Origin of the sequence: Chitinophaga varians, assembly GCF_014529945.1 — a bacterium.
In the GTDB taxonomy this organism is placed as follows: Bacteria; Bacteroidota; Bacteroidia; order Chitinophagales; family Chitinophagaceae; genus Chitinophaga; species Chitinophaga varians.
Window position 1 is genome coordinate 301,552 of the sequence record NZ_JACVFB010000004.1, and the last position, 22,690, is coordinate 324,241.

Annotated in this window: 15 protein-coding genes; 9 read left to right on the forward strand and 6 right to left on the reverse strand. The window is 49.9% G+C overall.

The annotated features are described in order from the left end of the window. The first annotated feature begins 3 nt into the window (after positions 1–3). Genes ICL55_RS21450 through ICL55_RS21475 form a run of 6 tightly spaced genes read left to right on the forward strand, consistent with a single transcriptional unit; the run spans position 4 to position 9,871 of the window. Positions 4–1,167 (forward strand): hypothetical protein, encoded by a 1,164-nt coding sequence (locus tag ICL55_RS21450; RefSeq protein ID WP_188101176.1) that lies wholly within the window; start codon positions 4–6, stop codon positions 1,165–1,167. Positions 1,168–1,174: 7 nt separating this feature from the next. Next, positions 1,175–2,206 (forward strand): fasciclin domain-containing protein, encoded by a 1,032-nt coding sequence (locus tag ICL55_RS21455; RefSeq protein ID WP_188101178.1) that lies wholly within the window; start codon positions 1,175–1,177, stop codon positions 2,204–2,206. An 11-nt stretch (positions 2,207–2,217) separates the two neighbouring features. Continuing rightward, positions 2,218–3,384, forward strand: coding sequence for a fasciclin domain-containing protein (locus ICL55_RS21460; RefSeq protein WP_188101180.1), 1,167 nt, complete (start codon positions 2,218–2,220; stop codon positions 3,382–3,384). Positions 3,385–3,408: 24 nt separating this feature from the next. After that, entirely contained in the window at positions 3,409–4,383 is a 975-nt protein-coding gene (locus tag ICL55_RS21465) for a fasciclin domain-containing protein (protein ID WP_188101182.1), read from the forward strand. A gap of 24 nt (positions 4,384–4,407) precedes the next feature. Further along, positions 4,408–7,668 carry a TonB-dependent receptor gene (locus ICL55_RS21470; protein ID WP_188101184.1) on the forward strand — a complete coding sequence of 1,087 codons (3,261 nt, stop codon included), beginning with the start codon at positions 4,408–4,410 and terminating at the stop codon, positions 7,666–7,668. Positions 7,669–7,693: 25 nt separating this feature from the next. Beyond that, the gene (locus ICL55_RS21475; RefSeq protein ID WP_188101186.1) at positions 7,694–9,871 is read left to right on the forward strand and encodes an IPT/TIG domain-containing protein; all 2,178 of its coding nucleotides are present in this window, start codon (positions 7,694–7,696) and stop codon (positions 9,869–9,871) included. 161 nt (positions 9,872–10,032) lie between these two features. Here ICL55_RS21475 and ICL55_RS21480 read toward each other — a convergent pair whose 3' ends face one another. From ICL55_RS21480 to ICL55_RS21495, 4 genes are all read right to left on the reverse strand, one after another. After that, entirely contained in the window at positions 10,033–10,770 is a 738-nt protein-coding gene (locus ICL55_RS21480) for a M57 family metalloprotease (protein WP_188101188.1), read from the reverse strand. Positions 10,771–11,257: 487 nt separating this feature from the next. Next, a complete protein-coding gene (locus tag ICL55_RS21485) occupies positions 11,258–12,211 on the reverse strand; it encodes a HEAT repeat domain-containing protein (RefSeq protein WP_188101190.1) in 954 nt (317 codons plus the stop codon). Positions 12,212–12,271: 60 nt separating this feature from the next. Beyond that, positions 12,272–12,958 carry a LytR/AlgR family response regulator transcription factor gene (locus ICL55_RS21490; protein WP_188101192.1) on the reverse strand — a complete coding sequence of 229 codons (687 nt, stop codon included), beginning with the start codon at positions 12,956–12,958 and terminating at the stop codon, positions 12,272–12,274. Continuing rightward, positions 12,936–13,991, reverse strand: a complete 1,056-nt coding sequence (locus tag ICL55_RS21495; RefSeq protein ID WP_188101194.1) for a sensor histidine kinase — start codon at positions 13,989–13,991, stop codon at positions 12,936–12,938. Before ICL55_RS21495 ends, ICL55_RS21490 begins: the two co-directional genes overlap by 23 nt. 191 nt (positions 13,992–14,182) lie before the next feature. On the opposite strand from ICL55_RS21495, the gene ICL55_RS21500 reads away from it, so the two are divergent. Beyond that, the gene (locus ICL55_RS21500; protein WP_188101196.1) at positions 14,183–15,601 is read left to right on the forward strand and encodes an alpha/beta hydrolase family protein; all 1,419 of its coding nucleotides are present in this window, start codon (positions 14,183–14,185) and stop codon (positions 15,599–15,601) included. Between the two features lie 39 nt (positions 15,602–15,640). Here the strand turns inward: ICL55_RS21500 and ICL55_RS21505 are convergent, their stop codons facing one another. After that, entirely contained in the window at positions 15,641–18,016 is a 2,376-nt protein-coding gene (locus ICL55_RS21505) for an ABC transporter permease (RefSeq protein WP_188101199.1), read from the reverse strand. 223 nt (positions 18,017–18,239) lie between these two features. On the opposite strand from ICL55_RS21505, the gene ICL55_RS21510 reads away from it, so the two are divergent. Together ICL55_RS21510 and ICL55_RS21515 are read left to right on the forward strand one after the other, a co-directional pair. Then, the gene (locus tag ICL55_RS21510) at positions 18,240–18,815 is read left to right on the forward strand and encodes a DUF4256 domain-containing protein (protein ID WP_188101200.1); all 576 of its coding nucleotides are present in this window, start codon (positions 18,240–18,242) and stop codon (positions 18,813–18,815) included. Positions 18,816–18,897: 82 nt separating this feature from the next. Next, complete coding sequence (locus tag ICL55_RS21515) at positions 18,898–20,175, forward strand: MutS-related protein (protein WP_188101203.1); 1,278 nt, start codon at positions 18,898–18,900, stop codon at positions 20,173–20,175. A gap of 142 nt (positions 20,176–20,317) precedes the next feature. Here ICL55_RS21515 and ICL55_RS21520 read toward each other — a convergent pair whose 3' ends face one another. Then, positions 20,318–22,678: an ABC transporter permease gene (locus ICL55_RS21520; protein ID WP_188101205.1), complete on the reverse strand. Its 2,361-nt coding sequence runs from the start codon at positions 22,676–22,678 to the stop codon at positions 20,318–20,320. Between the last annotated feature and the right edge of the window lie 12 nt (positions 22,679–22,690).

A 22,690-nucleotide genomic window follows, 5' to 3' on the forward strand; every position in this document is an offset into this window, starting at 1 on the left:
TCCATGAAGCAGGTATATAAAAACAAAATTCATTTTTTAGGAGGACTGATCGCGTTGGTGGCGATACTGGCAACGGGCTGCCGTAAGACGGATTTCCCGGACGTCAGTTCACCGGCCTATCTCCGGGTATTCAACTGTCTGACTTACAACGTCACCATTGATAACAAAGATGCGCCACCGCCGTTCCTCACTATGCTGATAGACCCGGTGCTGGACGCTTCCGGTATACCGGTGAGCGCGGACCTTACCTTCGATTTTATGGCTACCAGAGGGCCGCTGGCAAGACCTTACCCGGATGCAGGCAATACCGCCCTGTGGCAGAAAGAATTCCCCGGCACAGCGAAAATCCCCGTAGGGCCTATCGTAAATGGTTATGATCTTTCCGGTTACGGAATGGTGAAAAGCGGTACGCACCGGTTTATGTTCGTATCACGGCCACGCAGCAACGATCCGTTTTACTCACTGCCGGTCAGCGCCAGAAAAGGAATATTGGTAGATACTACCATCAACCTTGAACAAGGCGAGATCTACACCATGAACATACTGGAGAAGTCCGTATACACCCGGAAGATCGGGCTCTATCTCCGCAAGGAAATATTTACCAAAATACCTTTATCGGATTCACTGGTATATACCAATTTTTATAACCTGAGCTCAGAAGGCTATGCGCAGACGTTTGTGTTCGACGATAACAGTAAAAACACCTGTATCAGAGACACCATGAACATCTTCTATTCGCTCTATGGAAAAGACAGGCAGAAGATCAAAGGATATACCAATGCGTTTATGACCGGCATGACCCGCTCACAGGACCCTGCGGTGCGCCCCTATGGCCAGTTTCCGCTGTTCCCCGATTCTACCGCCAGTCATATTTACGCCGGTACGTCAGGGCAGATGTTCAATATCCTCAGTCCCGGCACACCTCCCGACCAGGGCGAGCAGTCAGATGACAGTAAAGGCAACTATACCTCCTTTGCATTAGGACCCGAAGCACCGATAGCCGTGTTTAATCTCGGCGGCGATGTACGCACCGGTATGGTCATTTCTGTTTACTCCGGTATCTATAACCCGCGGTCATTTGCTACCGTCAACACAGTGGAATATGTAAATGGCAATATGTACATCACCACGCTGCAACGCCGTTATGATCCGCCTGTCTATAAATAAACGAATCATGAAAAGATACTTCCTCGCTTATATTTCCCTGTTGATGCTGCTGGTAACGGCCTGTAAAAAAATAGATGTTACCGGTGACGAACGTACGTCCGACATCCGCACGATAGGTGACTTTATACACAACAACTACGACCTGAGCCTGTTGTCTGCTGCCTTGCAGCAAACCGCGCTGCTGGACAGCCTGAACGCAGCAGGCCCTTTCACCATCTGGGCGCCGGACAACAAAGCTTTTAATAATATCGGCATCTACAAGGCCGATGATTTCAGCCGGTTGAATAAGGACAGCCTCCGCACCGCGCTGAAAAACCTGCTGCTGCCGGAGCGTATATATACCTCCGTTATCCCTACTCAGCTGGATAACCGTTATACCTGCCTCGGTGGTATGTCTTCCTACATCTCTGTGGGCATGATAGGCGCCAACGCGGACGCGTTTCCCACCGCTTTCAACGGCAGCATGGTGTATGATGCGGGCAAACGTAACCTGGCCATGAAAAATGGGGTGATACACCTGCTGAAAGCCGTGCCCAAGTATATAGCGCAAAACACACAGGAGCTACTGGCCGCCGATACGACACTGTCCATCTTTGTGGCGTTGCTGAAGAAAACCAATCAGTGGGACGCCCTGAAAACAGCAGGCCCTTTTACCGTGTATGCGCCGGTGAATGATGCTTTCCGTAACTATCAGCTCACGCCCGACAGCATCGCCAGGATAGACCTGAGCCGCTACAAACCTCTCGCTTTTACCGTGTATACGCTGGGGTTAAAGCCACACCATATCCTGATGAGTGATCTGCTGGTGACAGGTGCCAGCAGCGCCCGCATCGATCTGGGAGATGGATATGCCATCAATCCCAATCCCTACGGTGGCTTTAACGTGTATGCGCCACCGGGAGCAAAATGGAACTATCATAGTCCCGGCGGTACCACCATTGCGGACGGTGCAAAAGGGCAGGACATCATGGGCACCAACGGGGTAGTTAACCGTATCAATAATATCCTGTTGTACCCGGACTCACTTTTAATCAAATAAAACCGGAAATGATGAAGAGACAATATTTCATATATACGTTTGCGTTGTTCCTGTTGTTTCTCTCCGCCTGCCGGTTGGAAGACGCGCAGGTGGCACCGTTAGGCAAGCCGCTGGAATATGCCGGTCCCACCCGTAAAATCCGTGAGCTGCTGGACAGCACCAATCTCACTGTTTACAAGGCTATCTGGAAAAAAGTGAACATGGATTCTGTTATTACGGATGGCGCTCTGCAGGCTTATACGCTGCTGGCCCCTACGGATGAAAGCTTCGCCAAAGCCGGCATCACGGTGGATAAAATAAACGATATGCCGGTGGCAGATCTGGACACGCTGTTGTTTTATCATGTGCTCGACAGCTGGATATCCGGCGACCAGCTGAAAAAGCTGACCGGCAGCAACAATATGCGTTCGCTGCTGCGTCGGACGGACCTGCCGGGTTTCTACAGTAACGATCCTTATATCTATGCGCAATACCTGGGCTATCATGATGGTAAGCTGATGATCAACGGGAAGCCCTATACGCTGAAACCGCTGGAAGCCATCAACGGCACCATTTACGTGCTGGACGCCGTGCTGAACAAACCGGAGCAGGATATGTACGACTATCTCCTGAGCAAACCTGAGTTCAGCTACCTGATGGAAGCATTCCGCATCAGCGACAGCATTTATCAGTCGGCATGGAAGCAGCCCCAGATAACGAAACTGCTGATGACCACCTCGGAGAATAAATCGTTCACGCTGTTTGCGCCTACCAACCGCGCCTTTCAGCAGTCCGGATTTAATACGGTAGATGACCTGCGGCAACGGGCGCTGCGTTATGAGGTAGGATATTCCTACTATGATGATAACATGTATTACGTGAGCCCTACCACTTCCCTGGACTCCGTACTGTCGGTCAACCATCTGGATTTTAATGCGGCGATGAAACCCACCTATCCGCTGGTGCTGTTCTCCAATGACCTGACGGACAATGCCATGCTGTCGGGCTTTCAGATCAGGCCGGGAGCAACCTATCACGAAGGACCGCAATTTATCCGGCTTGCCTTCACCAACAACGCCGGCAGTATCCTGGTGAAGCAGTTCAATACCCCGCTGCCTGCCCGTAAACTGGTGACCACTGATCTGCTGTTCCGCAACGGGGTTATTCACGTGATAGACGATGGTCTGTTTATGCCATAAGGTTCATCCAAAACATTTAATAAGATGAAGAAATATATATTGTTTGGGTTGATGACAGCCACCTTTTTTTCCTGTAAGAAAGACGACGACCTGTCTGCGCCCGATAAAGACAACAATAATATCCTCTATGTGATCGAGGACAACAAATTCAATTTTTCCTTTTTCAATACAGCGCTGACTGTTACCAACTATGGCGCTACCTTCCGGGAGAAAGGACCTTATACCGTGCTGATACCCGATGACAATGCCTTCCAGAAATCCGGGTATAATTCCACCGGAGATGTGGCGAAGGAAAAAGGAGCGGTGCTGATGAACATGGTGAAGTATCACACGCTGCCGGGGCAATGGCAGCTGGATAAACTGCCGTTCCGGTTTAACCAGCCGGTGACCACCGCCAGTGGCGCACCATTGTTTGTTACCCACTGGGTACATGGAACAGACACCGTCATCGTCGTAAACGGTACCCGCGTAACGGCGCTCAATATGCCGGCCGGCAATGGGCTGATACAGGTGATCAATACGGTCCTGAATCCGCTGGTGCAGGATAAACTGAGCGACGCGGTGGCAGCAGAGCCAACGCTGACCTATTTCAATGCCGCGCTGCAACGCGCAGGGCTGAAAGACCTGCTGAAAGGCGATGGTCCGCTCACCATCTTCGCCCCCAATAACAGCGCTTTCATCGCTGCCGGTTTTCCTACTACCGACAGTATCGTGCAAACTGACCCTGCGCTGTTACGCAACCTGCTTCAGTTCCATATGCTGGCCACCCGCCGCTTCGTGTATGATTACGTGTTAACAACAGACAACAGCAACCAGACGCAGCAGAATATGCTGAACAACAGTACCACTACCGTGAATCTGCAAAATAACGGCAACGACTATAGTATTACCGTTCAGGGGGCTGGTAACCGGCAACCGGCGCAGATGGTGAAATCCAACGTGCTGACCAACAACGGGGTATTGCATATCATCGATCAGGTACTGACAGAAAACTTCTGATGCGTTACTTAAAATGATCCGAAAATGAAAAAATTATATATACTATTAAGCCTGCTGTGTGTGCTGATAGTCACTCACCTGCGGGCGCAGGAAACCAGCGGACGGCTCGACGGGCGCGTGCTGGATGGGAAGGGACAGCCTGTTCCCGGTGTAACCGTACAGGCCATACATACGCCTACGGGCACACGTTACGGTACCGTGGCCGGCAACGACGGCCGTTACCACCTGGCGGGCCTTCGTATCGGCGGACCTTATACCGTGCAGGCTTCCATGATGGGCATGGGAACACAGACGAGAGAAGGCTTGCAGATCAGACTGGGAGAACCTTTGCAGCTGGAACTAGTACTGGAAGACAAACAGAAACAACTGTCGGAAGTAGTGGTGAAAGGCAGTAAAGTAGCCAAAGCCAATACCTATGGCGCCGGCCAGAACATCAGCAGCTCGCAGCTGAAAAATATGCCCACCATCAACCGCAGCATACAGGATATGACGCGACTGGTGCCGCAGGCATCGAAAGATAACTCTTTCGGTGGTACGAACTTCCGCTATAATAACGTTACCCTCGATGGCGCTGTCAACAATGACGCAATAGGCTTCAGTCCCTCTACCGGCGGTATCACCGGCACTTCCGGTATGCCCGGCGCCAGCACGCACACCAATCCGGTGTCTATGGACGCTATTGAGGACATGCAGGTATACCTGGCCCCGTTCGACGTGAAGATCGGTAACTTCACAGGCGGCAGCATCAACGCGGTTACCCGCAGCGGTACCAACACCTTCACCGGTTCCGTCTATGCTTTCGGCCGCAACGCCGCTATCACCGGCAAAGACAAAGCCGGTTCCCTCGGTAAAATGAACAGTGACTTCTACGATTACCAAATCGGCATACGACTGGGCTTTCCCATCATCAAAGACAAACTGTTCTTTTTTACCAATGAAGAATTTACCGGTCGCCGTGACCCTGCGCAGCTGCTGGCCGGCCAGCCAGAAACAGCGCAGATACTCAGTGTGAAAGACGAACAGGATATCCGCAACGCTACGCTGCAGCGCTATGGCCATGCGTTTGATCCCGGCACCGGCGGCGCATTCAGCGCCAACAGCAACTCCCGGAAATTTTTCAATCGCCTCGACTGGAACATCAACGATAAACATCAGCTGTCTATCCGCAATAACACCATCTTCTCGGAGGCAATGATGATGGACCGTGACCAGGCCGATTTCCGCTTTACCAGCATGGCTTACAAACAGACCAACAATCAGACGTCCACCGTGGCGGAACTGAAGTCCCGCTTCAGTCCCCAACTGGCCAACAGCCTGATCGTCGGTTTCACATCGGTAAAGGATAAACGTGATCCGCAATCCGATCCTGCCTTGCCGCAGGTGCAGATCATGGGCCGCACACCAGGTACTACCATCTACCTGGGAACAGACAGGGAGGCAGCTATCTTTAACATGCAGCAACGTACCTGGGAAATCACCGACAACGTGACGCTCTATAAAGGAAAACATACTTTCCTGTTTGGTACGCACAATGAACTGTATCATATCAACTACGGCTTCGTAAACAGCTGGAACGGCCGGGTGGATTATCTCAGCATAGATGACTATCTCCAAAATAATCCGTGGCGGGTAAGAGGCAGCTACAACTATACGGACAATAGCAGAGGTTACATCATGGACCATCCACAGTCCTTCAACCTCGATATGTTAAGCGCCTATGCGCAGGATGAAATTCAGCTGACAGACAAACTGAAAATCACACCGGGTATCAGGGCCGACTATACGTTGTTGCCCGAAAAACCCATCCTAAGTGATAAAACCCAAACCGCCATTCAGGACGGCTTTCTGGGCACTACCTACTATTATACACCGTTGAATCAGATCACCAATCATTATTTCAACAAGGTACAGATCTCTCCGCGCCTGGGTTTCCGGTACGACTGGATGGGCAACCAACGCCTGATTCTCCGGGGTGGTATCGGTATGTTCACCGGCAGAATTCCGCTGGCCTGGCTGGCATATGCTTACTATAATAATGGCGACACTTACGGCGCCTTCGATCAGAAAGCAGATCAGCAGGCTTTTGTAAAAGGCACTGATCCGCTGAAAGGAGGTAGTAATGGTATCGGTGGATTCATCGAACAAAACGGCGCTGTATTGAATAACAAGAATACCGGTAAAACGCAGGTGGACGTGGTGGATAATAATTTCGTGATGCCGAAAGTGCTGCGTACCAGTCTGGCGGCCGATTACACTACGCTGTCAGGATACAGGTTTACTATAGAAGGCATCTATACCAGAAGCCTGAAAGATGTGATGTTCAGACAAGTGAATATCAAAGACGACCCACGTTATGATGGATATGATGTGCATCAATCACAGCCTGTATTTGCTGGTAGTGTGGATCCCCGTTTTTCCAATGCTTATGAATTGAGCAATACCAATAAAGGTTACCGTTACAGCCTCACCGGTAGTATCAACAGGAATTACGCATTCGGCTTAAATGCCGGGGCGTCTTATACCTATGGTGAATCAAAAGACGTGTCCAACGGTATCCGTAACTCCATGGAGAGCAACTGGCAGCTGAACCAGGCGTTACATCCCAATAATCCGGACCTGGCTTATTCCAACTTCGATATCCGTCATCGTATAGTGGTGCACGTAGATTACCGCAAGGCATGGGATAAAAAATGGACCAGCACTTTTTCCTTGTTTGTGAGCGCCCAATCCGGTTCTCCGTTTACTTATGGTATTGTGAACAACAGTATCCAGGGGCTGCCGCAGCAGGTGAGCCTGGTATATATTCCACAGGCAGCAGAAGCGGCCCGTTATTTCCAGGACTATACAGATGCCGGTGGTAATGCCGTAACCGCTGCAGCGCAGGCAGAAGCCTTTAACCGCTATGTGGACGGGAATGCTTACCTGCGTAGCCGCCGGGGTAATTTCACCGAAAGGAATGCCGGCCGCACCCCATGGAACACACAGGCTGACTTCCACTTCGGGCAGGAGTATCATTTCTCCGACCGCCCGGGCAGCAGCTTCCTGACCTTTACGCTGGATGTGATGAACCTCACCAATCTGCTGAATAAAGACTGGGGCAGGGTGTATTTCTCTCCCAATACTTTCAACTCAACGGCCAGCGTGGGACTGACACCTTTTTATCCTGGCCGTCAGAGCAAGGAAAATTATCCGGTGTACATGTTTGCAGATCCGGGAAAACCTTATGCGGTTGATTTCTTTAACTCCCGCTACCAGCTGCAGTTAGGGATGAGGTATTCATTTTAGGTAAATCCATATCAAATTAAACGTGATGAAACATTTTATATATTTTTTAGTAGGCACCGCCATCATGCTGGCCGCCTGCAAAAAAGACCACAAGGAGGTAGAGACGCCACTGACGGTTGCCGGCTTTATGCCGGGCAGTGGTAATCCGGGTACGGTGGTGACTATACGGGGAACAGGTTTCAGCCGTACGCTGGAGTCCAATGAGGTGGCTTTCAACGGAGCCGCCGCCCGCGTGATGAGTGCCAATGATTCCGTGCTGGTAGTACAGGCTCCTGATAAAGGCACTACCGGTCCGCTGACTGTGAAGAACGGTGACCGTACCATACAGGGCGGCACCTATACCTATCAGGCGCTGAGTGTGCATAACATTACCCCGGCTAACGGTCCCGCCGGAACGAATATCTACATTTCCGGTGCTGGCTTTACCGCTACGGACGGTCCTGCAGAGGTGACTGTCAACGGGCATACGGCCATCATTGCCAATTCCAACGATACCTTGCTGGTAGCCATTGTACCGGCAGATGCCGGCGCAGGCCCGGTAGAAGTGAAAGTGAACGGTACCCATGCCACCGGCCCGAAATTCAATTATCAATCTATCACACAAATCAAACCGGCAAAAGGTGGTGCTGGTACACAGGTGACAGTGACCGGTACCGGTTTCGACCAGGTAGCCACCAACAATCAGGTGGCCTTTAATGGCGCCGTGGCCACCGTGGTGAGCGCCACCGCCACCTCCCTGGTGGTGATAGCGCCGGCTAATGTGAAAACCGGCCCCGTGTCGCTCACGATGAACGGGCAGAAAACCACCGGCCCTGTATTTACACAGGTACCGCCGCCTTCTATCAAAACGGTAGCGCCGCTGAGCGGTCCTATCGGCAGCACCGTTACCATTCAGGGCGATGAGTTCAGCGATATCACGGATGAAGACTCCGTATTTATCAATGGTACGGCAACGACTATACTAAGCGCCACCAAAGGCCAGCTGGTCGTTACCGTTCCTCCCGGCACTGCCTCAGGCACACTTAAAGTGGTGGTGAACGGCCAGGAAGTAAATGGTCCGCGTTATACCGTGCAGGCACTGGGCATATCGCAGCTGCTGCCCGACAACGGCCTGCCAGGCACCGTGATCAAAATCAGGGGTACCGGCTTCGATCCGGTGGCGGCCAATAACAACGTGACCATCAACGGACTGGCGCTGACGATCAATACCGCATCGGATACGGTGTTAACGGCTACCATACCTAACGGCATTACTACGGGTACGCTGCAGATCACCACCGGCAGCCTGTCGGCCACAGGTCCGCTGTTCCGCAGGGCAGGAGTGAGCCTGTTCTATAGTGGAACGATGGTAGTACCTAATCAACGAGGCATGGCCATCGACAGCAAAGGGTATGTGTACCTGAGCGCCAACACTAAAATCTACAGAATTAATCCGGACGGTTCCGGCGGCACCGTCTTCGCAGGCGGCGATAATTCCGGTAATACCAACGGCACCGGCGCAGCGGCGCAGTTCAATGGTATCTGCGGCCTCGCTTTTGATGCCAACGATAACCTGTATGTGGCTGATGGCTGGAACAACAGTGTGAGGAAGGTGACACAGGCAGGCGTGGTGACTACCTTCTATTCCGGTATCGAGAACCCGCCGCGTTATATTACGGTCGATCCGTCAGGTAATGTGTACGTCGGTTCTGAATACAACGGTACCTATCGCATTTCTGCCGACGGGTCGCAGATCAAACAGCTGTCCAGAGGAGGCTTCTCTTCACCATTCACTTACGTGAATGGAGCTGTGTTCTGGTCTAATACCGACGGAGGTGCTGTGTACCGCTACAACAGTGTTACCAGTGAGGTGGGCCTGTTTGCCGGTACGTTCTTCCAGTCGGGGTATGTGGACGGACCACGTGGCGTTGGTAAACTGGACGGACCGGGTACGCTGGTATTTGACCCGGTGAGCGGATTGATTTACGTGATCGATGGTAACAATGCTTCTATCAGAAGTATCTCACCGGCAGATGGCACTATTAGCACCATCACCGGCTCCGGCGGAACCTATGAGCCATGGCATACCGGCAATAAGAACGGCACCTTACAGGAAGCGCTTATTTCACCGGCATCGGCTGGGTCTATGGCAGTAGACCGGCAGGGAAATATCTACTTCGTGGAAGATTTCCTGCATCAGATCAGGAAAATAACGTTGCGCTAAGAATAGCTTTGTGCAGTGAAAAGGCTCGTTTGTCTACGGATGAACGGGCCTTTTTAGGCAATGAAAATCCGCTCCGGCAAGCCAGAGCGGATACCTGTTATATTCAGATCATTTCAGATTGTGGATCTAGTAACGTTGTTTGTCTTTTTCAGACAAGGTCTTTAGTACAACCACTGTGCGGCTATCTTGTCATAGTTAGACAGTACAGTAGCGCCTGAATTACACTGACCTGCATTCATCAGAGAATTGGCGTCAGTAACAGGTGTGCCGGGGATTTGCATACCACCGGTTTGATTGGTGTGCATGATGGAAATATTATGTCCTATTTCATGCGTAATCGTGCGTTGACGTTGGGCAAAACTGTTGCCGGCAATATATGCCTTGTTGATCTGAATGAGATTACCTGCCTTACCACCGGAAGGGAAGGTACCCTGTCCGCAGATACCTGCACCAAGATTGGTATCCTTGATGAGGATGTCGTAGGATGTACCGGTAACGACGCTGATGTTTAAGGCAATAGCACCACCAATAGTGTTCCACTGGTTAATGGCAGAATTGATTTCCGGCATCATCGAAGTCATGCTGGGATCCACTTTGATACGAACATTCAAAGCGTTGGCTGCGGTCAGTTTGCTACCTGTCCATTGTTGTTCGGTAGAAACGTTGCCATCAGGAGTTTCCATGTCTTTCGGAAAACGGATGTCTCCATCGACGATATATGCGTCGCCGTTATCAACGATATCGCTTTTGGAAAAGCCCAGGCGTTGAATGTAGGAGAACACCTTGTCTGCATTATCTTTTTTTTCCTGCACTACAGGTACGTCCGCATTTTTGCTGCATGATGCCAATAGTAATGCTGACAGTACAATAGAGGCGAGTGTTTGAAGGGTTTTTTTCATGGTTAATTTAATTTGGTGATTGAGGGGAACGATCTGAATATACAGGATAACATGTACAGTAGCGGAAATAGGTCTATTTCGCTTTACTACCGGAATGTTTTTTTGTGCATGCTGGTATGCTATTATATATGTATAATAGTGTGTGCGCTGGCGGATTTTAGTTGTTTGGAAAGCAATGGCAGCATAGCTTTTCGGGTATGAAGCAGATGCGTATCATTCCTATCGTGCCGACAGATGTAGTGCTATAAATATGGATGATAGTAAAATAGGTTTACAATATTATTTGTTATACGGTTCGATCAGATTTTTCGTTGTGCTGGTGGCTCTTGAAGCGTGTGCCTTGCTTTCGTGTACAGATTTTGGTTCTTGTCAGCAATAATACAATAAGCAATTCAAAAAAAGAATTTTTTTTGAATGAAAAAACGTTTTACCCGGATGATTATTTGAAGAATGTTGGGCATCCTTCAAATAATCAAACAACAAATGTCTACACAATAAAATAGTGGCGGAATGTTTGTAACCATTTCTTTTCACGGTCCCAAAGCAGGGCGGACTTTTTACCGGTCAACAACTCGTAGAGCTTTTTTATTTCGGGATTACCGGCAACGTGTTGCACCAGGAATTCCAGTGCCACGATGATTTCTGTTTTACCATCTGTGCTGATAGCCTCAATGGCCCGCTGTTTGGCGATCAGCTGTTTTACACGTCGGATAAGATCAGGCACCACCTTTTCATCGCCGTATTTAATAACACCATGCAGGGCGGTGAACTTATTTTTTCCCTGTTCCAGTTGCTCGCGGAAGAGGTCAAGATTGGAAGCGTCTCCCAGCTTGAGAATGGCGCCCAGCGCCGTACCGGAGACATCCTGTTTTTTATGTTCCAGTAGTTTGATGAGAAAAGGCAGACTGGCCGGTGAGCCGGAGGTGGACAAGGCCATGTTGGCATATATCAGGTCATATTCATTTTTGCTGGTACTGATCACTTCCAGCAACGCTGCTTCCGCTGTTTTTTCTGCGGAGCGGGACAGCGCTTTGATCGCACTTTGCCTGATTTGCCAGGCACTGCTTTTCACCGCCTCGATGAGGGGCGTGAGATCGGTACCGGCCGGCTTTTCCAGGTCTCCGATCTGTTCCAGCATAGACGACAGCATGTACTTATCTTTTTCTTTTGTTATCCGGGAGATAAGAAACTCCATCGCTTGCCGGTTGTTGGTATTTTTTCCGATATGTGCCAGCGTGAAGTAAGCGCTCTTCCGTCGTTTGGCATCTTTCTCTGCGTTGATAAAAGTTACCAACTGAGGTATGTAGGCAGTATTATCGAGTTTTTCGGCCTCTCTCAGCGCAGCCCACGAAATGGTGGTGCTGCTGCTTACACCCGGTGGCAATGGCCAGTCACTGGTGTCATTCATGCGGTCGATCAGTTCAGTCAGATATTGGTCCATGGCGGATGACAAGAATTAATGAGGGGTTAAATATAAGGAATTGTCTGCTAGGATGTTATACTATTTCCGGTTTAGCCTGTCCAGGAACTGTTGCCGGTAAGTAAGTCCTATCGGCAATGACAGCGTATGCAGCATCACCATGTTTTTCTCATACATCGTAATATGCCGGAGAGACACGACATATGATTTGTGTATCCGGATGAAATGCTGTGTGGGCAATAGTTCCATCAGCTCGTTCATATTCATCAGGGCCATCAGTTTTTTGGCTGACAGATGAAACTGCATGTAGTTGCCGGCAGCTTCGATATACAGAATGCTGTCTATCCGGACGCGGTGCCACTGTGCGCCGCTCTTGATCACGATCTCTTCCTCTGCAGGGGGAGCTGTTGATTTAACATTGGCGGCGGCGATAGCTTTGTTGACGGCCTTCAGGAAGCGGGGGTAGTTAATGGGTTTCAGCAGATAGTCGACCGCGTTATAATCATAACTTTCTGCGCCAAATTCTGCATAGGCCGTGGTAAACACTACCATGGGCTGCACCGGCAGAGATGCCAGCAGGTGCATGCCGGACAATCCCGGCATATGGATGTCGAGGAACAAAAGCTGCACCTCTTCCCGCAGCAGATAGTCCATGGCTTTAAAAGGATTGGTAAAGCTGCCGGCCAGCTGCAGCTGCGGCGTTTGTTCAATATAACGTTGCGTTAGTGCCAGGGCCAGAGGCTCGTCATCCACCACTATGCATTTCATGGCTGTTTAAATTTATTTCAAGCAGGACATCAAAATGATGCGGATGGTCATGGATCTGTAGCTGATGCCCTGAAGGATATAGCAGGGCAAGCCGCTTTCTGACATTGGCCAGTCCTACGCCGCCCACCTGCGGCATGGCTGCTGCGGGCGCTCCTCCTGCACTGTTTTTTACAGAGAAAGATAAAACATTATCCGCTACCGTTAGTTGTATGTCGATGAAGGAAAGTTCTCCCAGCCGGATGCCATGCTTAAAGGCGTTTTCCACAAAGGGGAGTAACAACAACGGTGCTATCTGATGATGGCTGTCGGCCTTGTGTTGAAACCGGATATCCGCCCGGACCTCATCAGCGATACGGTGTTGTTGCAATTCAATGTAATCTTCTATGTACGTGATCTCCTGCTCCAGCAATACCCGCTCCTCATTGCTTTCATATAACATATACCGGATCAGATAACTGAGTTTGTCGATGATGCCAGCGGTCCGGTTGTCTCCATACAGTGTGGCGCTGGCATAGGCAGTATTGAGCGTGTTGAAGAGAAAATGAGGATTGATTTGCGCTTTCAGGAAATTCAGTTCAGCCTTCAGTTTTTCCTGCTGCACCACCTGTTGCTGGGCTTCCTTTTGTATCCAGATGCGTATAAAACCATAAGTCATGGCCAGGCTCATCAGGATAAAGCCGAAGATGGCATTGATCCATATCTGTTCTTCAAAAGGCTCTTTTTCCGTGGACACGATGCTGTCAAAAAAGAAGAAATCGATGACGGACTTCAGGATGGTGGTGCCGATAAAAAGTAACAGCAGTTGTAACGCCAGCTGCTTTCTTTTTTTCAGCGCTGCGCCCCGGGGGATAATGATCAGCGACGCAGTATAAAATACAGCGGCATTGATCAGTGTTCCTACTGTCAGCGGGTAAAAGAGCGTGTGCTCCCTGCTGCTGAAAACGCCAACAGTAGTGGCCACGAAGGCGAAGAGCAGATAGGCGCTGACCCAGATGGCCAGGTGAATAATAGCTTCAAGGCGTTTTCTTTTCAAGCGTGGTGATTTGCGGATGAATGTAAAGCTATTCCGGGGGACGGGAAAAAAGAGTTGATAAACAGCTGTTTTTTTATTTGAAATGCATTGATCATGTTAACCGGCCTGTACGGATAACCGTAGCCGTTACTGGTGTATTAGCCGGGACCGGCGTTGGATTGAAGGGTAAGTTTGCGGTAAAACAACAACGCATGAAACGCTACTTTACATCACTCTTGTTGCTATTGACGATAACCCTTTCCATGAGCGCGCAGGACCTGAAAGGTATCTGGGTGGGCACCGTCCACCTTACCGGGATGGAGCCTCCGGAAGTGGCCTTCGAAATTACCGCCGACAACGGCGGCAAGCTCCGGTCACGCATGCACGTTATCAATCAGCAGGTTTTTAATATCGAAACAGAAAACCTGGTGGCCACCGGAGGAAGGCTGCAAATGGACATCCCGGCGATGAACACGCATTATGAAGGCCAGCTGATCAACGACAGCACCCTTGCCGGTTTTTTTCTGATGAAAGACAAACGTAAATTTTCATTTGAGCTGAAAAAGCGGGATGCCTTGCCGGTGGCTGCCCTGAAGAGACCTCAGGAGCCGGTGCCGCCACTGCCTTACCAGGAAGAAGAGGTGGTATTTGATAACGCCAATGCCAGCGTATCGCTGGCCGGTACGCTCAGCCTGCCGGCAGGGAGAGGTCCCTTTCCCGCAGCGGTGCTGGTTTCCGGCTCCGGCCCCAGCGACCGCAATGAAACAGTTTTTACCCACAGGTTTTTCCTGGTGCTGGCAGATTACCTTACCCGCCAGGGTATCGCCGTGCTGCGGGTAGACGACCGCGGCGTGGGGAAAAGCACGGGCGATTATGAATCGGCTACCAATGAAGACCAGGCAGACGATGCGTTGGCGGGTGTGCGTTATCTGCAATCGAGGAAAGAGATAAATCCACGGGCTATCGGCCTGATAGGGCACAGCCTCGGCGGGGAAATTGCGCCTATTGCGGCAGCTTCGCCGGATGTGGCCTATGCGGTACTGATGGCCGGTAGCGCGTCGGATATGGTAACTGCCTATAATGAATCTATCGTGGCTGTCGGAAAGGGGAGTGGCGCCAGCGCAGCAGCGATTGACCTAAACGTAAGGCTGGTGGACAAAGTATTGGAAGTTATCCGGGCAGAACCCAATGACAGCATCGCTAAAATAAAGCTGGCGGCAGCGTTGCTGCCGTTTGACCGTGAGGTGGCGCAGCTCTCCGCCCGCGACCGGGAGATCATGGAGCTTACGCAGCCTCTTCATGCGGAAGAGTTCTACCCTTTTTTGTCACGCCCCAGGCGGGCCGACTTATTCCGTCATCAGGCGGCGATATTGCAAAAGGTGAAATGTCCGGTGCTGGCCATTAATGGCAGCAAGGATGTACAGGTATTGCCGGCGCAGTTGCCGCGCATTGAAAAAGCGTTGCGGGAGGGAGGCAACAAACAAGTCACCATTAAATTGTTTCCCGGAAAAAATCATTTGTTTCAAAACGCTACAACGGGGCTCCCATCTGAATATCCGGACATCGCGCAAACCATCGCTCCTGATGTCCTGGCGTATGTGGCAACATGGATAAAACACAGGGTATATTAATGAATAGCGGCCATTGTCAAATGGCCGCCATTAACTATTTTATTCGGCCTTCAGGCTCTTCACGGGGTCGGCCAGCGCAGCTCTGATGGACTGGAAACTAACGGTGATGATGGTGATGACGATTGCCCCCAGCGCGGTGATGAGCAATACGCCGGCGCTGATATTGATGCGGTACTCATACTGCTGTAGCCACCGTTGTAATATATACGAGGTAAGTGGTGCGGCCACCAGACAACTGAGCACCACCAGTACGACAAAATCTTTCGAAAGCAATAGCCATACCTGTGATATGGAAGCGCCCAACACTTTCCGGATACCGATTTCTTTGGTACGTTGTTCTGCCATATATGCGGCCAGGCCAAAGAGACCCAGGCAGGAAATGAAAATAGCCAATACAGCGAATACACCGGCCAGATTCCCCACCAGGGTTTCAAACCCGAACTTATCGGCATACGCATCATTGATGAACCGGTACCGGTAGGAATAGAAGGGATTATGTTTGTTGAAAACGGGTGTCAGGGCGGCGATGGCTTTCTCTGTGGGAACACCTGGCGACAGGCGATAGGTGATCACATTGGCCCAGTCAGGATTGTAAATAAACATACAAGGCGGTACTGATGAATAGGGAGAACCCATCAGGGCATCCTTTACGACGCCGATTATTTTCTGGACTTTAACCGGGTCGCTCCAACGAATAACCTGGTTAATGGGGTCTTTGAGACGCATGCGTTTAACAGCTGATTCATTCAGGATGATATAGGAGGTGTCCGCGCCCAGGTTGCCTGAGAAGTTTCGGCCGGCAACGATCTGCATGCCCGTGGTCTTAAAGTAATCTGCGTCGGAAACAGCGGTAGTGCCTAATTCCAGCGATTCGCCAGGTTGTTTGCCCTGCCATTCCCGGATATTATTGGTGACCCAGATGCCGGTAACAGGACTGGAGGATTTGGTGACACTGGCTACCATGCCGGTTTGCAGCAGGTCATTTTTCAACGCCTCGTAGTTGCGGTTCATGTCCGGGCTGTTGTCGGTCATCATCAGCCGTTGCGCGTCGTAACCCGTAGGGCGGTCCTTGGCATGTTGTATCTGTTGATAGATGACAATAGTGCTGATCATGAGGGCAACGGAACAGGTGAATTGTACCATCACCAGTGCCTTTCGCGGCAGGGAGGCGGCTTTACCGGTATGTATACTACCTTTCAGTACTTTTACCGGTTGAAAGGAAGAGAGATAGAACGCGGGTCTTCCCCCTGCCAGCAAAGCCGTCAGCAGTACATAGGCTGTCAGTATGCACCAGAAAACAACGCTGTGGTAAGGAATCCGGATATGGGAATTCGTCAGGGCATTAAATGAGGGGAGCGACAATTCTACCAATATCAGAGAGAGCACAAAGGAAATCATGGTGATCATCAGCGATTCCAATAAAAACTGAAACACCAGATCATTACGGTGAGAACCGATCGCTTTTCGTATACCCACTTCCCGTGCCCGTTTTTCAGAACGCGCGGTAGAGAGGTTCATAAAGTTGATACAGGCAATCAACAATACCAGCAGTCCGATAATGCTGAACATCTTCACATAGTCCAGCAGACCGCCGGACACCACGCCATTTTTGAACTCCGCCTGCAGATGCCATTGTTTCATCGATTGCATGAATAGTTCGCTTTTAGCGATAGCGTATTCATCTACACTGTATTTTTTCAACAGCATCTTCATGTTGGCAGATACCTGATCAAAAGAAACATTGGGTTCAAGACTTACAAACGTCTGGAAACTGTTGTTGCCCCATTGGGTGCCCCAGTGTTGCACTTTTACCATGTAGTCTTGTGGTATGATATAACGGAACTGAAAAGTTGAATTAGCAGGTATATCTTCCAATATGCCTGTCACTTTCAGGTCTGTCTGGTTATCGAGACGGACAATTTGATCGATAGGGTCTGCATCTCCAAAAAGTGACTTGGCCGTGGAGGCCGTGAGTACAATAGAATGCATATCATTCAGCACATCGCCGGCTTTACCGCGTAGTAACGGATACCCGAATACCTGCAAAAAATCGGGGCTGGCTGTTATGCCATTCAGGTATAACTTTTTCTCTTTTGCTACCAGTCCATGCCAGGCCGTCCAATCAGTTTGAGTGACATACCGGATGCCGGGTACTTCCTTTTTTAATACCTCCGCTAAAGGATAGGAGGTGGACCGCTGTGTGAGGATGTCGCCGTTGTAGACGGTCTTGTACATGACCTGATAAGTATGCTGGTAGCCGGGCAGAAAGCGGTCGTACGAAAACTGATAATGTACCCACAGCCCAATCAAAAGCGCCACCGCCATCCCGATGGCCAGTCCGAAAATGTTTAGCGCGCTATAAGCCTTGTTGTTGGTGAGGCTACGCCAGGCTGTTTTGAAGTAATTCAGCAACATGTAAAAGGAGTTAGTCAACAGGCATCTCTGAAGAATAATGCCATAAAATAATCTATTTAAATCTAACTAATTATGATTTATAAAATATTTTATATTGTTCGGTTTTAAAACAACGCTGTCCGGTTTTAACAGGCTTGTTATCTTTGAGGCGATCTGTCTTATTTAACCGGAACCAGCACCCTTCCCTGCGGGATGGTCCTTCATCTTCAAAACTACCTGTAATATGGGCAAAAGTAACAGTAATAAGAAGAAATTATCATCGGAGCAACAGGCTGCGCTCCTGGCTACCCTGCAATCACGTTTTGAAAAAAACATGCCCCGGCACAAAGGCCTGGAATGGAAGGCCGTAGAGGCGAAGCTGAAAGCCAGCGGCGACAAACTATGGTCGCTTCAGATCATGGAAGAAACCGGCGGGGAGCCGGATGTGGTAGGATTTGACAAAAAAACGGGCGAATATACTTTTTATGATTGCGCGCCCGAAACGCCGGCAGGACGCAGAAACGTGTGTTACGACCGCGAAGCGCTGGACGCCAGAAAAGAACATAAACCGGGAGACAGCGCCGTAGATATGGCAGCAGCCATCGGTATTAGTATACTGACGGAAGAACAATACAGGGCGCTACAACAGCTGGGGAAATTTGACCTGAAAACATCCAGCTGGGTGGATACGCCGGCGGCTATCCGAAAACTGGGCGGCGCGCTGTTTTGCGACCGGCGGTATGATCATGTTTTTCTGTATCACAACGGTGCGTCTTCTTATTATGCGGTGAGAGGATTCAGAGGGGCGTTGAGCGTCTGAACTTACGCCAAATACTATACGAAAATAATGAGGCTGAAGAAGGCTTGATTTTTGCAATCAGTCTTCCAAAGCCTCTTTTTACATGACGACAGAGAAAACCTATATCAACCGGGAAATAATATCGTTGTTTGATTATACCAATAATACCGGCGCTAAAGCCTCCCTGCATGCGTTGTTTGACAGAGCCGGGTTGACCCGTGAAGAGGTGACGGCCCGACAGCTATTATTGCGCACCTTTGTGGAACAATGGGATATACTGGAAGATCTCAGGTACCAACGGTACGATTTTGAAGAAGTGCATCGCTTTACTACCACGCTGAAACACTACTATGGAGAAGAAGGGCCGGACAGGATTTTTTTGCTGTTCAGCAAAGACAAACATCGCCTGAAGGCAAGTTGTGCACAAACAGTCCTGTTTTTTGATCGCTTATATAAACAATATTTTGAGAAGGCTGCAAAGGTGAAATTCCCGGAGGCATTTCAACCTTGTCCGGAGCGGATTGGCGCCTTTCTTTCCGGAGCAGAAACGGCGCAACTGGCCATGAAGATAAACCGGGGAACGACATTATCGATTTCCGACATGTCGGGGTTATTGAAATGGTTGCTGCAGAAAGATGCCAGCCATGAGCTGGAATATTTCTGGCAATCATTGTTTGATTTTGAAGCTATCTGGTCGGTGGCGAAAGGAATTAAGACACGTCATTTTGTTTTCCCGGTGTTCACGCAGGAGATATTGCTATTGGAACAATTCTATCATCCAATGCTCAAAAATCCTGTGTGCAACGATTTCAGCACCTGCAACAGCGTGATGTTGCTGACAGGGCCCAATATGGCCGGTAAATCCACCGTGCTGAAGTCTGTTACTATTTGTGTGCTACTGGCGCACCTGGGCCTGGCGGTACCAGCGCAACGATGCGAGGTGCCATTTTATGACGACTTCCTGATTTCCATTAACGTAACGGACGATATCCAAAGTGGCTACAGCCATTTTATGCAGGAGGTGATGAGTCTGAAGACGATCATGCAACAGGCTGTCAGCGGGAAGAAGTGTTTCGCGGTATTTGATGAATTATTTAGCGGAACCAATATCGATGATGCGATCGATATTACCTGTTCAACGGTGAGGGGATTATCACAGCAAAGCGGTTGCCTGTTTATGATTTCCACGCACCTGTATCAGCTCGATGACCTGTTGCCCCGCAACAGCTTTGAGGCGTATCAGCTGGAAGCTATGATTGAAGAAGGTATGCCCAGACATACCTACGTGTTAAAGAAAGGATGGTCACGGCTGAAGTTCGGTAAGTTACTGTTTGAAAAGGAGGGGCTGAACAGCCTGCTCAACGGAATACCCGAAAGTTGAAAATGTGTTTACCAGATAATTTGGAGGAGATTAACGGACGGTAGTACTTCCCGGACGAAATACATCAGGATGACCAGCCGGAAAAAAGATTAGCCGTTCCCGTGAGTTGATAGGGGCCGGAATAAGCTCACTGTCGGTGAGCTTATTCCGGTTTTATGCTTTTTACCGGATTGGTGAGCGCTGCTTTGATGGCTTGTGAGCTGACTGTTAACAGGGCAATGACGATAGCTAGCATGCCGGCAGTGAGGAATATCCCGATACCGGGCGTTATCCGGTAGTAGAATTCCTTCAGCCACTGTTGACTCACCCAGTAGGCAACGGGGGAGGCGATCAATACGGCAATGACTACCAGTCGCACGAAATCTCCCGATAGCAGCACCACAATATTGCTCACAGAGGCGCCCAATACTTTTCGGATACCGATTTCTTTGAAGCGGCTTTCGGCCATAAATGCGGCCAGGCCAAACAGTCCAAGGCAGGAAATGAAAATGGTCAGTCCTGCGAAAATGGCCGCCAGTTTACCGGTAAACTGCTCGCTGCTGAATTTGTCTGCGTAGGCGTCGTGCGCAAAATGCATTTCCAGCGGAAAAGCAGGGTTATATTTTTTGAATACCTTTTCCATGCCGGCAATATTAGTGGCAAGAGGCTGTTGAGGGTTCAGTTTTACAAGGATAGTACCAGTCCAGCTTTTCGCGCCTTTAATAACGATCGGTTTTACCGGCATGTACGGTGACTCCTGTATGAAATCTTCCACCACGCCCACAACGTGAAATTTGTCCTGGTCATCGAAGATTTCCTGACCGATAGGATCTTTAAAGCCCATCAGTTTCACGGCAGCTTCATTGATCAGGCAGGCGGTAGAATCAGTGGGATACTGTTTTAAGTCGATGTCCCTGCCCTGTAGCAGCCGCATGCCGGCTGTTTTGACCAGATCGCCTTCCGAAGTATACCGGTTTACCTGCGCCTTCAAATTTTCCGGCTTGCCTTTCCAGCGCAGACTCAGTCCGTATGCCCAGTTTTCTGATAAGGGCGACATGACTTTGGATACAGCAGTAGCATAGCCTGAAGTAATCAGTTCCTGTTTGATCAACTGGAAGTTCTTGTCCATTTCATCATTCAGGAATACATGTACCAGATTATCCATGTCGATACCGGTTTTTCTGTTTTCTCCATACCTGATTTGTTTGGTCACAACGATCGTACAGATGATCAGCACAATTGCGAAAGTAAATTGTAACACCACCAATACCTGTCGTGGTGTGACAGGGGTACGAACGCTTCTGTAGGTGCCTTTGAGCGCAGAAACGGGTTTGAAGCCGGAAAGGAAAAAGGCGGGGTAACTACCGGCGAGCGTGCCGGTCAGTAAGGTGAAGCCGATGCCCGACAGCCAGTAATAAGGATTACTATATTCCAGTTGTAGCTGTTTACCAGTAAGCTGATTAAATGCGGGCAGGCAGAAGATCACAATCATCCAGGCTATTACACCGGAGATAACGGCGAGGGTAATTGATTCTGTCAGGAACTGAAGGATGAGTGAATATTGCTGTGCGCCAATCGCTTTTCGTACACCTACTTCCCTGGCCCGTTTACTGCTTCGCGCCGTGGAGAGGTTCATAAAATTGATACAGGCGATCAGCAGGATCACCACTGCTACCAGAAAAAAAGTGCGCACGGTGGTAATGCGACCACCCACGGGTATACCGTTTTCAAAATGATCGTATAGCCGTAAGCGACTGACAGCATACAGGAATGACTCCGTGCCGGCATCTTTGGAGTGTTCCGGCACTATGCGCCTGATTTTCCGGTTAATGATCTCCGGAGAAGTGTTAGGGCGCAAGAGCACAAAGGTGGCAACGGAAACGTTGCTCCAGTCTTTATCGATATGCCCTGTCAATGTTTCTCTTTCGTAGGAAAGCAGGTACTCGGCAAAGCTGAACCTGGAATTGTCCGGGAGGTTCTTCAGGATGCCGGACACGGTATAATTGACGTTGCCTATTTTTATTATTTTCCCTATCGGATCCTCATGCTGGAAGAGTTTCCCGGCTAATTTTTCCGTGATGACAATATTGTTGGGGTCTTTTAACACCGTCTGTTCATTTCCACTCAGGAGCGGGAAGGAGAACATGGAAAGAAAACCGGGATCTACCACGGCTCCGGCAGACATCAGCTTCCTGTCCTGCCGGGGGGCCAGCAGGAGGTTGCGTGTCCAGCGTACACGCGTGGCGTCTTCTATCTCAGGATAATCTGTTTTCAGAGAAGGCGCCATCATCTCAGAGGTACTGGTCATGGACCTGATCTTGCCCTGAATGCTGTCGTTGGACCATACCTGGTATAACCGGTCCAATTTGCTGTGGAAGCGGTCGTAACCTGTTTCATCTTTTACCCAAAGCAGAATAAGTATGGCGCTGGCCATACCGATGGCTAGTCCGCCGATATTGATGAGCGAAAATGCTTTGTTGCGGAACAGGTTCCGGATAGCGATGGTGAAATAATTCCTGAGCATGCGTGCCCCGCG